Source organism: Streptomyces sp. NBC_01551 (assembly GCF_026339935.1).
Lineage (GTDB): Bacteria > Actinomycetota > Actinomycetes > Streptomycetales > Streptomycetaceae > Streptomyces.
On the sequence record NZ_JAPEPX010000001.1, the window covers coordinates 5,707,906 to 5,724,166 of the forward strand.

14 protein-coding genes are annotated in these 16,261 nt (G+C 74.1%); 7 read left to right on the forward strand and 7 right to left on the reverse strand.

All coding sequences use genetic code 11. From position 1 onward, the window contains the following. Positions 1-48 precede the first annotated feature (48 nt). Positions 49-789 carry a DedA family protein gene (locus tag OG982_RS25785; RefSeq protein ID WP_266782695.1) on the forward strand — a complete coding sequence of 247 codons (741 nt, stop codon included), beginning with the start codon at positions 49-51 and terminating at the stop codon, positions 787-789. Positions 790-1,154: 365 nt separating this feature from the next. Here OG982_RS25785 and OG982_RS25790 read toward each other — a convergent pair whose 3' ends face one another. Next, positions 1,155-1,706 carry a gamma carbonic anhydrase family protein gene (locus OG982_RS25790; RefSeq protein WP_266782693.1) on the reverse strand — a complete coding sequence of 184 codons (552 nt, stop codon included), beginning with the start codon at positions 1,704-1,706 and terminating at the stop codon, positions 1,155-1,157. A gap of 191 nt (positions 1,707-1,897) precedes the next feature. On the opposite strand from OG982_RS25790, the gene OG982_RS25795 reads away from it, so the two are divergent. Next, positions 1,898-2,632, forward strand: coding sequence for a DapH/DapD/GlmU-related protein (locus OG982_RS25795; RefSeq protein WP_266791701.1), 735 nt, complete (start codon positions 1,898-1,900; stop codon positions 2,630-2,632). A gap of 36 nt (positions 2,633-2,668) precedes the next feature. Here the strand turns inward: OG982_RS25795 and OG982_RS25800 are convergent, their stop codons facing one another. Then, positions 2,669-3,535, reverse strand: a complete 867-nt coding sequence (locus OG982_RS25800) for a DMT family transporter (RefSeq protein WP_266782691.1) — start codon at positions 3,533-3,535, stop codon at positions 2,669-2,671. 96 nt (positions 3,536-3,631) lie between these two features. Here OG982_RS25800 and OG982_RS25805 point away from each other — a divergent pair, with 96 nt between their 5' ends. Continuing rightward, positions 3,632-4,234, forward strand: a complete 603-nt coding sequence (locus OG982_RS25805; protein ID WP_266791699.1) for an XRE family transcriptional regulator — start codon at positions 3,632-3,634, stop codon at positions 4,232-4,234. A gap of 14 nt (positions 4,235-4,248) precedes the next feature. Here the strand turns inward: OG982_RS25805 and OG982_RS25810 are convergent, their stop codons facing one another. Next, positions 4,249-4,653 carry a CoA-binding protein gene (locus tag OG982_RS25810; protein WP_266782689.1) on the reverse strand — a complete coding sequence of 135 codons (405 nt, stop codon included), beginning with the start codon at positions 4,651-4,653 and terminating at the stop codon, positions 4,249-4,251. A 132-nt stretch (positions 4,654-4,785) separates the two neighbouring features. On the opposite strand from OG982_RS25810, the gene OG982_RS25815 reads away from it, so the two are divergent. From OG982_RS25815 to OG982_RS25825, 3 genes are all read left to right on the forward strand, one after another. Next, positions 4,786-5,412 (forward strand): YigZ family protein, encoded by a 627-nt coding sequence (locus tag OG982_RS25815; protein ID WP_266782687.1) that lies wholly within the window; start codon positions 4,786-4,788, stop codon positions 5,410-5,412. A 112-nt stretch (positions 5,413-5,524) separates the two neighbouring features. Next, positions 5,525-6,694, forward strand: coding sequence for an exonuclease SbcCD subunit D (locus OG982_RS25820; protein WP_266949289.1), 1,170 nt, complete (start codon positions 5,525-5,527; stop codon positions 6,692-6,694). Next, entirely contained in the window at positions 6,691-9,705 is a 3,015-nt protein-coding gene (locus OG982_RS25825; RefSeq protein ID WP_266782683.1) for an SMC family ATPase, read from the forward strand. Before OG982_RS25820 ends, OG982_RS25825 begins: the two co-directional genes overlap by 4 nt. 67 nt (positions 9,706-9,772) lie before the next feature. Here OG982_RS25825 and OG982_RS25830 read toward each other — a convergent pair whose 3' ends face one another. Next, entirely contained in the window at positions 9,773-10,219 is a 447-nt protein-coding gene (locus tag OG982_RS25830) for an Lrp/AsnC family transcriptional regulator (RefSeq protein ID WP_266782681.1), read from the reverse strand. 94 nt (positions 10,220-10,313) lie between these two features. Between OG982_RS25830 and OG982_RS25835 the strand changes: the two genes are divergently transcribed. Next, positions 10,314-10,847 carry a rhodanese-like domain-containing protein gene (locus OG982_RS25835; RefSeq protein ID WP_266782679.1) on the forward strand — a complete coding sequence of 178 codons (534 nt, stop codon included), beginning with the start codon at positions 10,314-10,316 and terminating at the stop codon, positions 10,845-10,847. Between the two features lie 120 nt (positions 10,848-10,967). Here OG982_RS25835 and OG982_RS25840 read toward each other — a convergent pair whose 3' ends face one another. The 3 genes from OG982_RS25840 to OG982_RS25850 all read right to left on the reverse strand — a co-directional run bounded on the left by OG982_RS25840 (position 10,968) and on the right by OG982_RS25850 (position 16,099). Further along, the gene (locus OG982_RS25840; protein ID WP_266782677.1) at positions 10,968-12,674 is read right to left on the reverse strand and encodes a DUF885 domain-containing protein; all 1,707 of its coding nucleotides are present in this window, start codon (positions 12,672-12,674) and stop codon (positions 10,968-10,970) included. Positions 12,675-12,902: 228 nt separating this feature from the next. Further along, a complete protein-coding gene (locus tag OG982_RS25845; RefSeq protein ID WP_266782676.1) occupies positions 12,903-14,339 on the reverse strand; it encodes a GNAT family N-acetyltransferase in 1,437 nt (478 codons plus the stop codon). 173 nt (positions 14,340-14,512) lie between these two features. Next, a complete protein-coding gene (locus OG982_RS25850) occupies positions 14,513-16,099 on the reverse strand; it encodes an alkaline phosphatase (protein ID WP_266791698.1) in 1,587 nt (528 codons plus the stop codon). Between the last annotated feature and the right edge of the window lie 162 nt (positions 16,100-16,261).

Here is a 16,261-nt window from a genome sequence, read left to right on the forward strand (position 1 = left end):
TCGGCGCGCCACAGGGGGCGCGTCGCCGCGATTGGGGAGGACGTACCGGTGCACATCCAGGAATGGCTGGAGACGATTCCGGCGGTCAGCATCTATCTCCTGGTGGGTCTGGTCATCGGCCTGGAGAGCCTCGGCATCCCGCTGCCGGGCGAGATCATCCTCGTCAGCTCGGCGCTGCTGGCCTCCCAGCACGGGGAGATCGACCCCGTGGTGCTGGGCGTCTGCGCGAGCACCGGCGCGATCGTGGGCGACTCGATCGGCTACGCGATCGGACGCCGGGGCGGCAAGCCGCTGCTGGAGAAACTGGGCCGGCGCTTCCCCAAGCACTTCGGGCCGGAGCACGTGGCGCTGGCGGAGCGTTCCTTCGACCGGTGGGGCATGTGGGCCGTCTTCTTCGGGCGGTTCGTGGCGCTGCTGCGGATCTTCGCGGGTCCGCTGGCCGGTGTGCTGCACATGCCGTACTGGCGGTTCCTGATCGCCAACATCCTGGGCGGGATCCTGTGGGCCGGCGGCACGACCGCCGTCATCTACTCGGTCGGGGTCGTCGCGGAGCCGTGGCTGAAGCGGTTCTCCTGGGCGGCGCTGGCGCTGGCGGTGCTGTTCGGCCTGGTGGTGACGCTGGTGATGCGGAGCCGCATGAAGAAGGCGGCACGCTCACTCCCGGCCCCGACGTCGCCGGCCGAGGACGCGGCGTCCCCGGTCCCGGCCCCGACGTCGCCGGCCGAGGACGCGCCCCCGGCCACCGCCATCGATGCCGCCCCGGCCCCCCGGGCGACCATCTCCGACTGAGACCCTCCCGACCCCGACCCCGACCCCGACCCGGCTTGGCCTGGACCCGGCTCGGCCTTGCCTCGGTCCGGCCCGGCCCGGCCCGTCCCGGCCCCGGCTCGGGCCCGGATCATCGGACCGGCCGGATCGGACCCGGTCTGGGGCGAGCCCGTTCCGCGGCGCTGCCTGCGGCGAGCCCGTTCCGCGGCGCTGCCTGCGGCGAGCCCGTTCCGCGGCGCTGCCTGCGGCGTGAGGTCGGCCGGCTGGGCCTGGTCTGGGTGAGCCCGGCTCCGGGCGGACTGGGGTGAGCCCGGCTCCCGGTAGGGCCGCGGCGGCGTGCGGCTGGGGCCGGTGCCTGAGCGCGCCGCGCCCCCGTCGGCCAGACGCTACGCGCCCGGGGTGACCGATGCGGCGTGCTGCTTCGCCAGGTCCACGTACATCAGGGCGTTGACCTTGATGCCCTCGCGCTCCTCGTCGGTCAGCTCGCGCCGCACCTTCGCCGGGACGCCCGCGACAAGCGAGCCGGGCGGGACCACCATGCCCTGCGGGACCAGCGCCTGCGCGGCCACGAGCGAGCCGGCTCCGATGACCGCGCCGTTCAGGACCGTCGCGCCCATCCCGATCAGGCAGTCGTCCTCGACCGTGCAGCCGTGCACGACCGCGTTGTGGCCGATGGAGACCCGCTCGCCGATCGAGACCGGGAAGCCGGGGTCCACGTGGACGGTGCAGTTGTCCTGCACGTTGCTGTCGGCGCCGAGCGTGATCGGACCGCAGTCGGCGCGCAGCACCGCCGAGTACCAGATGCTCGCGCCGGCGCCCATGGTGACGTCGCCGACCACGACGGAGGTGGGCGCCGTGAAGGCCGTGGGGTCGATCCGCGGGCTCGTTCCGTTCACGCCCGCGACGAGTGCCCGGCCCTGGTCCGTCTGATGCGTCATCTTCTCTTCCTCAGTCCTCTGTCGTCGTCTTCATCCGGGGTGCCTGCCGCGCTACGGGCACGGTAGGCCACGCCACCGGCTCCGCCCGCGATGGGGTGAAGATCACGGCGCGCTCCGGGCGCCCGGGGCGTTACGGTGGCCGGGTGCCGAAGAACCAGAACACGTTCTCATCCCTCACGCCCCTCGCATCCCTGAAGGTCCTGCGCCGCCGCCTCGCGAGCCGGGCCGCCCACGCCGGCTGGCGCTGGATGCAGCAGGCCGGCGCGGTCACCGCGCAGACCCCGGGACGCCTGCGGTTCGGCGCGATCGGGCCGCACACCCGGCTCGCCTTCCCCCAGGGCACGGTCTTCGGCGAGCCGTGGATCCGCCTCGGCGACCACTGCATCATCGGCGAGCAGGTCACGCTCACGGCCGGGATGATGCCGGACCTGGACCTCGGCCCGGAGCCCGTGCTGGTGCTCGGCAACGGCGTGGTCATCGGCCGGGACAGCCACGTCATAGCCGACACCCGGATCACCATCGGGGACGACACCTTCTGTGGACCGGGGGTCTACATCACCTCCACCAACCACAGCTACGACGACCCGCACGAGCCCGTCGGCAAGCAGTGGCCACGCAGCGCCCCGGTGGAGATCGGCCCGGGCTGCTGGCTGGGCACGGGAGCGGTGATCCTGCCCGGGGCGCGCCTGGGCCGCAATGTGGTGGTGGCCGCGGGTGCCGTCGTACGGGGTGAAGTGCCCGACCACGCCGTCGTGGCGGGCGCGCCCGCGCGGATCGTACGGCGCTGGGAGCCGGAGACGGGCTGGACGCCGCCGCTGCGCACTCCGGCGCCCGTGCCGATACCCGACGGGGTCACGCCGGCTCAGCTGCGGGCGCTGGCGGAGCTGGAGCAGCCCGAGCAGCGCCCGACGGCGGACACGCTCTAGCCAGTGCTGTGACCGGAAAGGTTCGCGGTCACAGCACTAGCCGGCGGCGAGCAGTACCGTGCCCGCCAGGGCCAGGCCGGCGCCGGCCGCCTGGACGGTGCGCAGCCGTTCCTTCAGGACGGCGAAGGCCGCGAGCGCGGTGATCACCGGGTACAGCGAGGAGAGCACCGCCGCGAGGGTCACGGGGCCGTTCTGGGCGGCGATGGAGTAGGTCCCGTTCGCGGCGACGTCCGCGAGGCCGACGAAGGCCAGGGCGGGCAGCAGCGCCCACAGGATCCGCGGGCCCGCGCCCTCCGGCAGGGCCGGGGTGCCGCGCCGGACCTGGACCCAGAGCGCCGCGCCGCCCGCGGCCACGTTGGTGACGCGCTGGACGAAGAGCGCCAGGAACAGCCCGGTGACGGTGCTGGAGGCGTGCGAGATCAGTGCCATCACCGCGCCGAATCCGAAGGCCGCGACCAGGGTGAGGACGACCGCCTGCCGCTGCACGGGCGCGCCGCGCAGCTCCGGACCTCCGGCCAGGACGATGCCGACGACGGCCACCGCGATCCCGGCGAACTGGCCGGCGCCGGGGCGCTCGCCCAGCGCGAGGCCGGCCGCGACGGGAACGACCACCCCGAGCGAGCCGAGCGGCGAGACCACGCCCATGGGGCCGAGGGCGAGCGCCTTGTAGAAGCTCAGCATCGCGACCGGGCCGACCAGGCCGGCGGCGACCGCGAACCACAGCTGCGGGCCGGCCTCCCGCCAGGCGCCGGTGGCGAGGACCACCGCGCCGAGGACGACGACGGCGACGACCTGCGAGACCACGACCACGGTGAGGGCGGGCAGGCGCCGGGTCAGCAGCCCGCCGCCGAAGTCGGCGAGACCCCACAGCACTGCTGTGGCCAGGGCGAAGAGGGCGGTCATGACAGGAGCCTCGCAGTACAGTGCAGTGAACGGTGCAGTGCAGTGCACGGTAGTTCAGTCTGTTGGACTCTGCCAACCAAGATATTGGACGGAATGGTGTCGGACCTCGAAGAGCTCACCCAGGCGCTCGCGCGCAACCTCAAGCGCTGGCGCGGTGAGCGCGGTTTCACCCTGGAAGCCCTGGCGGCCCGGGCGGGCGTCAGCCGGGGCATGATCATCCAGATCGAGCAGGCCCGTACGAACCCCAGCGTCGCGACCACGGTGAAACTGGCCGACGCCCTCGGCGTCAGCATCACGACCCTGCTGGACCGCGAGCGCGGCCCCCGGGTGCACCTGGTGCCGCCGGGGGAGGGGGTACGGATGTGGTCCACCGAGTCGGGCAGCGGCGCGACCATGCTGCTCGGCGACGACCGGCGCGGGCCGCTGGAGGTGTGGACGTACCGCCTGGAGCCGGGCGACGGCACGGCCTCGGACCCGCACCCCGCCGGGACGCTGGAGATGCTGCACGTCACGGCGGGGCGGCTCACGCTGGTCGTCGACGGGGAACCGCACGAGGTGCCGGCGGGCGGGGCCGTCTCCTTCGAGGCGAACCTTCCGCACGAGTACCGCAACGACGCGGCCGAGCCGATGGAGATGACCATGGCGATCTCGATCCCGCCGGTCGGCGCGGGCGGGGCGGAGCTGCCCGTACAGCGCTGACTCCTAGCGCGCCATCACAAGGCGGGGATCTCGATCGCGGGGCAGCGGTCCATGACCATCTCCAGCCCGGCCCCGCGGGTGCGGGCGAAGGCGGCCTCGTCGAGCACGTCCAGCTGGAACCAGACGGCCTTCGCGCCGACCGCCACGGCCTCGTCGGCGACCGCGCCGGCGAGGGAGCTGTTCACGAAGACGTCCACCACGTCCACCGCGAACGGAATCGCCTCCAGCGAGGGGTACCCCTGCTCGCCGTGCACCGTCTCGGCCTTGGGGTGCACCGGGATCACGCGCTTGCCGAACCTCTGGAGCACCCGGGCCACGCCGTACGCGGCGCGGTCCTGGTTGTTCGACAGGCCCACCACCGCCCAGGTGTCGCCGAGTTCGGTAAGGATCCTGCGGATGGTCGCCGGGTCGCCGTACACGTGTGCCGCCTCCTGCTGCTCGTACTCTCACCCGCGGCCCGGCCGATCCGCCGGCCCGCACCGGCGACAACCGGAGACCGGCCTGTTCGATTCCCAGCCGGGCGGCGCCGGGGCACGGCTTAGGGTGGAGCGGTGAAGGCAAACCAGTATGTGACGGTGGCCCGTGAGGGCGTGCACGAGGCGGAGATCAACCGCTCGCGCTTCCTGTGCTCGCTCGCTCCCGCCGCGACCGAGGAGGAGGCGCAGGAGTTCATCGCGCGCGTCCGCAAGGAGCACCCCACCGCCACGCACAACTGCTTCGCCTACGTCATCGGCGCCGACGCCTCCGTCCAGAAGGCCAGCGACGACGGCGAGCCCGGCGGCACCGCCGGGGTGCCCATGCTCCAGATGCTGACGCGCCGGGACGTCCGGTACGCCGTCGCCGTGGTGACCCGCTACTACGGCGGCGTGAAGCTCGGCGCCGGCGGGCTCATCCGGGCCTACGGCGGAGTCGTCGGCGAGGCGCTCGACGCGCTCGGCACCGTCACCCGCCGCCGCTACCGGCTGGCCACCGTCACCGTCGACCACCAGCGGGCCGGCAAGACCCAGAACGACCTGCGCTCCACCGGCCGCACCGTCGTGGACCTGCGCTACGGGGCCGAGGTCGAGATCGAGGTGGCCCTTCCCGAGGCAGACCTGCCCGCCTTCGAGGCCTGGCTCGCCGACAGCACGGCGGGCAGCGCCACCCTCACCCTCGGCGGCGAGACGTACGCGCCGTAGGAGAGGCCCGTCTTCCCGACCCGGCCTGTGTGACCCCGGTGACGGGTTAGCGTAGAGGGGGGCACAGTGCCACGATTCGACCCGGGGGAGAGACCATGCGCGGCGGCGGCGAGTGAAGTTCCTGCACACCTCCGACTGGCACCTCGGCCGGGCCTTCCACCGCGTGAACCTGCTCGGCGCCCAGGCCGCCTTCATCGACCACCTCGTCGAGACCGTCCGCGAGCACGAGGTCGACGCCGTCCTCGTCGCCGGTGACGTCTACGACCGCGCCGTCCCACCGCTGCCCGCCGTCGAGCTGTTCGACCAGGCCCTGCACCGGCTCGCCGACCTCGGCGTGCCGACCGTGATGATCTCCGGGAACCACGACTCCGCCCGCCGCCTCGGCGTCGGGGCCGGGCTGATCGACCGGGCCGGGATCCACCTCAGGACCGACCCGGCCGGCTGTGCCGACCCCGTGGTGCTGGCCGACGTACACGGCGAGGTGGCCCTGTACGGGCTGCCGTACCTGGAACCGGCCCTGGTCAAGGACCGGTTCGGCGCCGGGCAGGTCAGCCACGAGGCCGTACTGGGCGCGGCCATGGACCGGATCCGGGCCGACCTGGCCACCCGCCCGCCCGGCACCCGATCCGTCGTCCTCGCCCATGCCTTCGTCACCGGCGGGCAGGCCAGCGACAGCGAGCGCGACATCACCGTCGGCGGGGTCGAGGCCGTGCCCGCCGCCGTCTTCGACGGGGTGGACTACGCCGCCCTCGGCCACCTCCACGGCTGTCAGGCGATCAACGAACGGGTCCGCTACTCGGGTTCCCCGCTCGCCTACTCCTTCTCCGAGGCCGACCACCGCAAGACCATGTGGCTGATCGAACTCGGGGCGCGGGGGGAGATCGTGGGCGCCGAGCGGATCGCCACCCCCGTGCCGCGGGCACTCGCCCGGCTGCGGGGACCCCTGGAGGAACTCCTCGACGATCCCGCGCACGCCGCCTGCGAGGACCGCTGGGTCGAGGCCACCCTCACCGACCCCGTGCGCCCCGAGGACCCGATGGCCCGCCTCGCCGCCCGCTTCCCGCACGTCCTCAGCCTCGCCTTCGACCCCGAGGGCCGCGAGGAGGACAGCGCGGGCACGTACGCGCAGCGCCTCAAGGGCCGCAGCGACCAGGAGATCGCCGAGGACTTCGTCGCCCACGTCCGCGGCGGGGGCGCCGCCAGCGAGGCCGAACGGGCCGTGCTCCAGGGCGCCTTCGACGACGTACGCACCGACGCCACGCGTCAGGAGACCCTGCGATGAGGCTGCACCGGCTCCGGGTCACCGCCTTCGGCCCCTTCGCCGAGCCCCAGGAGATCGACTTCGACGCCCTGTCCGGCGCCGGCATCTTCCTCCTGCACGGCCCCACCGGCGCCGGCAAGACCTCCGTCCTCGACGCCGTCTGCTACGCCCTGTACGGATCCGTGCCCGGCTCCCGCCAGGCCCCCGGCACCAGCCTGCGCAGCGATCACTCCGCCCCCGACACCCCGACCGAGGTCACCCTCGAACTCACCGCCGGCGGCCGCCGCCTGGAGATCACCCGGCGGCCCGAGCAGGACCGGCCGAAGAAGCGCGGCTCGGGCACGACCAAGGACAAGGCGCAGAGCTCGCTGCGCGAGCACACCGGAGAGGGCTGGGAGCCCCTGAGCCGCTCCCACCAGGAGATCGGCGAGGAGGTCGAGCAGCTGCTCGGCATGAGCCGCGAGCAGTTCTGCCAGGTCGTGCTGCTCCCGCAGGGGGAGTTCGCGCGCTTCCTGCGGGCCGACGAGGGGGCGCGGGGCCGGCTGCTCGGCCGGCTCTTCGACACCCGCCGCTTCGCCGCCGTCGAGACCCTGCTCGCCGAGCGCCGCCGCGCCGCCGAGGCGAAGGTCCGGGCCGGCGACGAGAAGGTGCTCGGCACCGCCCAGCGGCTCGCCCAGGCCGCCGGGCACGGCGTCGACCTGCGCGACTGGCCGATGCCCCGGCACCAGCCCGGCGACCCCGGCCTCGCCGAGGCGGTCCGGGCCTGGGCGGCCGTCGCCCGCTGCTCCGCCCGGGAGCGGCAGACCGTCGCCGAGTACGCCCTCGCCGCCGTCGAAGGGCGGGACGCCGCCGCCCGGCGCGCCGCCGAGGACGCCCGGGAGCTCGACCGGCTGCAACGCCGGCACGCCGAGACGGCCCGCCGGGCCGCCCTGCTGGCCGGGGCCGCGCCCGAGCGGGAACGGGTGCGCCACCTGCTCGACCGGGCCCGGCGCGGCGCCCTGGTCGCCCCCGCCCTGGAACTGCGCGGAGCCGCCTACGCCGCGCACCTGACCGCCGCCCACGCGGAGAACGCCGCCCGGGCGCAGCTCCCGGCCACCCTCGCCGAGGCCGGGACCGAACAGCTCGGCTCCGTCGAGCAGCGCCTGCGGGAGGAACTCGGGGCGGTCGGCGCCGCACACCGCTCCGAGCAGCGCAGCGCCGAGATCGGCCGCGAGCGCGCCACCCTGGAGCGGGAGGCCCGCGCCGCGGAGGAGCAGCACCAGGAGTCCGCCGAGTGGCTCGCCCGCTGGGACGACACCCGGGCCGCGCTGGCCGGCCGGGTGGAGGCCGCCCAGCAGGCCGCGACCCTGGGCGAGCAGCTCGCCGGGAAGCTGGAACCCGCCCGGATGCAGCTGAAGGCCGCCCGGCGGCGCGACGAGCTGGACGCCGAGGCGGAGGTCGCCTCCGGCGAGCTGCTCTCCGTGAGGGACGAGTCCGCCGCCGCGCGCGAACGCTGGCTGGAGCTGAAGGAGGCCCGGCTGCGCGGGATCGCCGCCGAGCTGGCCGAGGCGCTGGAGGCGGGCCGGCCGTGCACCGTGTGCGGCTCCGCGCAGCACCCGGATCCGGCGCGGCCCGCCCCCGGACACGTGGACCGGGCCGCCGAGGACGCCGCCCACGCCCGCTTCGAGGAGGCCGAGGAGCGCAGGGCCGCCGTCGAGCGGAAACGCGCCGCCGTCCGCGAGGCCCGCGCCGAGGCCGCGGCCGCCGCTGGCGAGGCCACCACCGCCGAACTGCTGGAACTCACCGCCGACCTGAGCTCCCGGCACGCCGGCGCCCACGCGGCGGCCGCCGGGCTGCACGCCGCCCGGGAGCAGCTCGCCCGAGCCGAGCGGGAGCACGCCGCGCGCAGCTCCGACCGGCTGGACGCCGAACGCCGCGCCGCCGCCCGGATCTCGCGCCGGGAAGCGCTGGACCGCGAACAGGCCTCCCTGGAGGCCGAGCTCGCCCTCGTCCGGGGAGACGCGCCCACGGTCGCCGCCCGCGCCCGGATCCTGGAGGACCGGATCCGCATGGTCACCGGCGCCGCCCACGCGCTGCGCCGGGCCGAGACCACCGCCGCCCGCCTGAAGGAGGCCGACGACCAGTTGGCCGACGCCGCGTTCAAGGCGGGCTTCGACACCGTCGACGCCGCCGCCGACGCGGTGCTCCCCGAGTACGAACGCACCGCCCTCCAGCACCGGGCGGACGCCTGGCAGGCCGAGGAGGCGATGCTCGCCGACCGGCAGGCCGAGGCCGACACCGCGGCGGCCGCCGCGCTGCCCCCGGCCGATCCGGAGACCGCCCAGGCCTATGCGGAGCGGGCCGCCGCGAAACTTCGTACGGCCGGCTCTGCCTACGACGCCGCCCGGGTCCGCTGCGCCGAGCTCGACCGGCTCTCCCGGCAGGCCGAGCAGGAGCTGCGCGCGATGGGCCCGCTGCGCGAGGAGTACGACCGGGTGGCCCGGCTCGCCGGACTCACCGCGGGCACCTCCGCCGACAACGAGCGCAAGATGCGGCTGGAGGCGTACGTCCTGGCCGCCCGGCTGGAGCAGGTCGCCGCCGCGGCGACGGTACGGCTGCTGCGCATGTCCGGCGGCCGCTACACCCTCGTCCACTCGGACGCGAAGACCGGCGGGCGGGGCCGCTCCGGCCTCGGCTTGCACGTGGTCGACGCCTGGACCGGCAGCGAGCGCGACACCGCCACCCTCTCGGGCGGGGAGACCTTCTTCGCCTCGCTCGCGCTGGCCCTGGGACTGGCCGACGTGGTCACCGACGAGGCGGGCGGCATGCGCCTCGACACCCTGTTCATCGACGAGGGCTTCGGCAGCCTCGACGACCAGGCGCTGGACGAGGTCCTCGACGTTCTGGACTCGCTGCGCGAACGGGACCGCAGCGTGGGCATCGTGAGCCACGTCGCGGACCTGCGCACCCGGGTGCAGGCGCAGCTGGAGATCGTCAAGCAGCGCGGCGGCTCGGTGGTGCGCCACCGCACGGCGGCCGCGCTCGCGGACTGAGCTGAGGAGCCGCGCTCACGGGACGAGCTGAGGAGCCGCGCTCACGGACTGAGCGGAGAGGCCGCGCTCACGGACTGAGCGGCCTGCGCGGGAGCGGCGAGGAGTACACGATGCTGGTGGTGACGGCGCCCAGGCCCGCGATCCGGCCCGTGACCTCCTCCAGGTGCGCCATCGAGCGGGCGGCGACCTTGAGGACGAAACAGTCGTCGCCCGTGACGTGGTGGGCCTCCAGGATCTCCGGAGTGGATTCCAGCAGGTCGTGGAACGGCTTGTAGTTGCCGTGCGGATAGCGCAGCCGGACCAGGGCGAGGATCGACTTGCCCAGCTTCTCCGGGTCGACCACGGCCGTGTACCCAGTGATCACACCGGCCTCCTCCAGCCGGCGCACCCGCTCGGTGACGGCGCTCGACGACATCGACACGGTGCGCGCGAGCTCGGCGAACGTGGCCCGGCCGTCCGCCTGGAGGGCCGTCAGGATGCGCCAGTCCGTGGCGTCAGGGGAATACTCGGTCATGCCGCAGATCTAGCAGGTCAATCCCCGGCCGGACAACCGGAAGGCCGGGGAATTCCACTTCCCGAGATGATCAAGCGCTCGTAGATTTTCAGCCATGACGACGACACAGACCAGCACCACGACCGCCACCACCACAGCCGCCGCCATCGCCCCCAACCCGGTCCTGCGGGTCCCCCCGGCCAGCCCGGCCGCCGCGGCCGCCTACTTCGCCGCCAGCCTCGCCTTCCACGCGGACGTGTCGGACGTCGCCGCCGCCTTCAAGGCCCACCGCGAGCAGGGCGCCGCACTCGGCTTCCAGCTCGTCGACTCCCGCTCCACCCCGTCCTGGGACCAGGCCCACGTGCCCGGCGCGATCCACCTGCCCACCGCGCTGATCCCCGAGCAGGCCGAGCGGCTCCTCGACAAGAACGTCCCGGTGGTCACGTACTGCTGGGGCCCCGGCTGCAACGGCGCCACCCGCTCCGCGCTCGCCCTGGCCGAACTCGGCTTCCGGGTCAAGGAGATGCTCGGCGGCATCGAGTACTGGATCCGGGAAGGCTTCGAGGTCGAGACCTGGCAGGGCAGCGAGCAGCGCGCCGAGGCCGACCCGCTGACCGCGCCCACGGACTCCGACGACTGCGGCTGCTGACAGCTGAACGGAACGGAACGGGCCGCTCGCTCCCCGGGGGAGGCGAGCGGCCCGTCCGTGTGCCGTGCGGCCGTGTGGCATGCGGCGGTGTGGCCGTGTGGCCCGTGGGACCTGGCGGGATCAGAGCTTCGAGAGCTCGTCCACCAGGTCGTCCAGCCCCAGCGAACCCTGCGACAGCGCCGCCATGTGCCAGGCCTTCAGGTCGAAGGACTCGCCACGCGCGGCCCGCGCGTTGTCCCGCCCCAGCAGCCAGGCGCGCTCGCCCAGCTTGTAGCCGATCGCCTGCCCCGGCATCGACAGGTAGCGGGTCAGCTCGCTCTCGACGAAGTCCGCCGGCCGGCCGCTGTGCAGCCCGAAGAACTCCTGCGCCAGGTCGACCGTCCAGCGCTCACCCGGGTGGAACGGCGAGTCCGTCGGGATCTCCAGACCCAGGTGCATGCCGATGTCCACGATGACCCGCGCCGCGCGCATCATCTGGCAGTCGAGGTAGCCCAGGCGCTGCTCGGCGTCCTTCAGGTAGCCCAGCTCGTCCATCAGGCGCTCCGCGTAGAGCGCCCAGCCCTCGGCGTTCGCGCTCACGAGACCGACGCTGGCCTGGTAGCGGGAGAGCTGGTCCGCCACGTGCGTCCACTGCGCGAGCTGGAGGTGGTGGCCCGGAACGCCCTCGTGGTACCAGGTGGAGACCAGGTCGTACACGGGGAAGCGGGTCTGGCCCATCGTCGGCAGCCAGGTGCGCCCCGGACGGGAGAAGTCCTCCGAGGGGTTGGTGTAGTACGGGGCCGCCGCGCCGCCGGGCGGGGCGATCTTCGACTCCACCTTCTTGACCCGCTCGGCGAGTTCGAAGTGGGTGCCGTCGAGGTTCTCGATGGCCTCGTCCATCAGCCTCTGCAACCAGGCCTGGACCTCGTCGACGCCCTCGATGTGGGTGCCGTGCTCGTCCAGGTGCTTCAGCGCCTCCCAGGGACCGGCGCCGGGCAGGATCTTCGCCGCCTCGGCCTTCATCTCCGCGAGCAGCCGGTGGTACTCCGACCAGCCGTACGCGTACGCCTCGTCCAGGTCCAGGTCCGTGCCGTTGAAGTAGCGCGACCAGCGGGCGTAGCGCTCGCGGCCCACGGCGTCCGGCGCGTCCGCGACGGCCGGGGCGTACACGTCGCGCATCCAGTCGCGGAGTTCGACGATGGCCGCGGTCGCACCGGCCGCCGCCTCGTCCAGCTCGGCGCGCAGCGCCTCGGGGCCGCCGGCGGCGAACGCGCCGAAGAAGTCGCGGGCGCCGTCGGCGTCCTGGCCGGCCCAGGTGGTGAGCTGGCCGATGAACGTCGTGGTCGGGCGCGGGCTGCCCGGCAGGCCGCGCTCCAGGCCGAGCGCGAGGCTCTCGCGGTAGCCGGCGAAGGCCGCGGGGACGGCGCGCAGCCGCTCGGCGATCGCCGCCCAGTCCTCCTCGGTGTCGGCCGGAGTCAGCGTGAAGATCTCGCGGACCGAGTGCGCGGGAGAGTGGATGTTGCTGACCGCGCGCAGGTCCTCTTCGGCCTCGTGGATCGCGAGTTCGGCTGTGAGGCGTTCGCGCAGCAGCCGGGCGCAGCGGCGCTCGGCGTCGCTGTCCGCTCCGGGCAGCAGCTCGGCGGCGTCGAGGCGGGCGAGGGTGGTACGGGCGAGCTCGGCGGCGGCCGCACGGCCCGCCGGCGAGAAGTCGGGGAGCTTGCTGGAACTCGCGGCGACACCGAGGTAGGTGCCCGTGAGGGGATCGATGGCGATGAGGTCGTCGACGAACGCGTCGGCGACCTGGCGGGGCAGCCGCGCGGCGCTGTCACTGTGGAGGGTCTCTGACATGCGGACATCTTCGTCTGTGAGACGGGTCCGCGTCATCACCGATGACTCTCGGCCGCCTGACTTGGCCGGGAAGCAGCGGCTCTGGGTCCGGTATCCGGACACCCGTCGCCCCCGCCCGCCCTCCGGCCGGTTCGCGACCGGGGGGCAGGCGGGGGCGGGCGGGCGAGGAGGGTCGGAGTCTGCGGCGCCGCGGCCGGGCCTGCGGTCCTGTCGACCGCGCCCGTGGTCCTACGAGCGGTGCGGCTGCCGGCTCGACACCTCGCGCGGGAGTTCGTACGGCAGCCGCGAGCTGACCGGGCTCGCGTCGAGCCGGGCCGTGATCACCAGCGTGCCCTCCTCGATCTGGTAGTCGAGGGGCAGGCCGAGGCCGCGCATGGCCGCGACCATGCCGGTGTTGGACGCCTGCGTGACGGCGTACACGCTGTCGCACCCGGCCTCCACGGCCATCGCGACCAGGCGGCCCAGCAGTTCGGTGCCGATGCCCCGGCGCTGCCAGTCGTCCTCGATGAGCAGCGCGACTTCGGTCTCGTCGCCGTCCCACAGCAGGTGGCCGAGGGCGACCAGCTTCCCGGAGGCGGTGGTGGCAGCGAGGGTGCGGCCGAACCGCGGGCTCAGCAGGTGGCCGAGGTAGCGGTCGGCGTCGGCGACGGGGCCGTGGTAGCGCAGGCCCAGGGTGCGATCCGAGCAGCGGTCGTGCATCGCGCGGGCCGCCGCCTGGTCGGAGCCGTCGGCGCGGCGCACGGTGATCTCGTTGCCCTCGGGCAGCGTCAGCACGTCGTGGCTGCGCGGCACGCGCGGGCCGAGACGGGTGTCGAGCTCGACGAGCGCGCGGGCGCGGGCGAACTCGGTCGGGGTGAAGGGCAGGTACGGGCGCTCCACGGTGATCGCACCGCCCGCCGGGTCGCGCAGCTTCATCACCGTGGCTTCCAGGACCCCTTCGACCGGCGCGTCGGCGCCCGCGTTGGGGCGGCCGGAGAGAGTGGTCGCCGGGATCGAGTGGATGGTGCAGCGGCCGAGCAGCTGGCGCAGCGCGAGCGGGAGTTCGGCGGCGTCCAGGGCGGTGCGGGTGGCCAGGCCGAGGACGCGGGTGGGGGTGTCGACCAGGTCGTGCGCGTCGGCGCGCTCGATCCAGGTGCTGACGCCGCCGGCCCGGGCGATGGCCCGGGTCAGCTCGGCGGAGGACAGGTCCTGCGGGGCTCGCAGCAGGAACTCGTCCACCGTGCCCCCCTCGGGCAGCGGGTGGGTCTGCAGGGTCAGGATGTCGACGCCGTTGTGCGCGAGTGCGGTGCACAGCGCGGCGAGGCTGCCCGGCTCGTCACGCACGGTCGTCCGCATGCGCCACAGGGCGGCGTTGGTCCTCGGATCGGCCGGGGATCCGACCGCGGGCGCCGCGGGCACTGCCGGCGCCGGATCGGAGGGCGCTGTGCCGCCCGGCGGTGGGGCATGGCCGTGACGGCGTGCCCACCAGGTGTGGAACGCCGCCGTGACCAGGAGTGCGACGGCCGAGGCGACCAGCAGGATCGGGCCCCTCGGGCCGTGCACGACGAGATTGGCGATGCCGTCGGCCACCGCGACGGCGCAGAACAGGGCGGCGAGTTCGACGACGTCACGGCGCCAGTGGTGGCGGTGGGGACGGTGGGCGGAGGCAGGATTACGTTCAGTCATGCACATCACTGTGGCGCAGGGGTGTTGCGTGATCACGAACGATCTGTGACCGGCGGGTTAAGTGTCCATCTGGTCGATTTCGCCCAGTTTTCCGGCTGATTTCCGGAATTGCGGTGGACGGGCGCCGTGTTGCCCTGCCCTGCCCTGCCCGGCTGCGGCGCCGCCTGGTTCCCCTACTGCCCCACGCGCCCCGGCCGCAGCGTCTTGGTGAAGAGTACGCCGCCGCCCTGGCGGCGCAACCGGACGGTGAGGTCGCCGCCCGCCCCGTCGATCTCCACCTCGCCGTAGTACGGAGGGTTCTCCGCCGGCGACATGTTGGCGACCGGAGCCGACTGGACGTACGCCGTCTCCGGGCCGAAAGTGGCGTCGAGCCGCCCGGCGGGGAAGCCGCCCGCGCCGATGGGGCCGGAGACGAACTCCCAGAACGGGGCGAAGTCGGTGAACGCGGCCCGCTCCGGCGCGTAGTGGTTGGCGGCCGTGTAGTGGACGTCGGCCGTGAGCCAGACGGTGCCGGTGATGCGCTGGTGCTTGATGTGGCGCAGGAGTTCGGCGATCTGGAGCTCCCGGCCCAGCGGAGCGCCCGGGTCGCCCTGGGCGACGGCCTCGAAGTTCGCGGCCCCGTCGGGGACAACGATGCCGATCGGCATGTCGGCGGCGATGACCTTCCAGGTGGCGCGGGAGCGCGACAGCTCGCGCTTGAGCCAGGCCAGCTGCTCCGGCCCGAGGATCCCGATCGGGTCCTCGGTCTGGAGGCCGGGGGAGTTGGCGTTGCGGTACGTGCGCATGTCGAGGACGAACACGTCCAGCAGCGGCCCGTACCGCATCACGCGGTACATCCGGCCCTCGGCCCGGCCGCCCCGGAGGTCGGTGACCGGGAAGTACTCGCCGAAGGCCTGGCGGGCGCGGGCGGCGAGGGTGTCGGCTTCCTTCACGGTGTAGCGGGGGTCGTCGATCAGCTGGCCGGGGTACCAGTTGTTGCGCACCTCGTGGTCGTCCCACTGGGCGAGGACCGGCACCTGGGCGTTGAAGTCCCGCAGGTTGCGATCGAGCAGGTTGTAGCGGAAGTTCCCGCGGAACTCGGTGAGGGTCTCGGCGACCTTCGCCTTCTCCTCGGTGGTGATGTTGTGCCAGACGGTGCCGTCCCGCAGCGGCACGGCGGCCTGGATCGGCCCGTCGGCGTAGATCGTGTCACCGCTGAACAGGAAGAAGTCGGGATCGCGCAGCCGCATCTCCTCGAAGACGCGGTAACCGCCGACCTCGGGGTTGATGCCCCAGCCCTGCCCGGCCAGGTCCCCGGACCACAGGAAGCGCACGTCGTGGCGGCGCGAGACCGGGGTGGTCCGGAAGGTGCCCCGGACCGGCTCGCTGGTGCGGCGCGGGTCGTCGGGGTCGGCGAGGGTCACCCGGTAGTGGATCTGGCGGCCCGGCGGCAGGTCGCGCAGGGTGGTGGTGCCGGTGTAGTCGGTGGCGGGGCCGAGGAAGGGGCCGCCGTGCCGGCGCACGCCGTAGCGGAACGACTCGCTCGGGGACGTGTCGACGTACATCCGCGCGGGCCGGTCGGAGCGCGTCCAGATGGTGGCGGAGTGCGCGGTGATCTCGCCGGACTGGGTGCCCCAGAGCGCGCTAGGGCGCCCGGAGCGGGTGAACGCGGGCGCCGTCGCGGTGGCGGCGAACGCGGGCGCGGCGAGCGCGCCGGACAGGGTGAGGCCCACGGGGACGGCGAGGGAGCCGCCGAGCAGGGAGCGTCGGGTGTGCCACATCGGTGCCATCGGTGCGCCTCCAGGGGCCGGCGGGGACGGGTCGGACCAGTGTGCCGCCGCACACCGGCCCGGCCGCGTCGCCCACGCGAACCGCGGATGAACAGCCGTCAGCTGCTCAGATCGCCCGGGGAGTTGTGCCGGGCGTTGTGTCAAGAGCCGTGA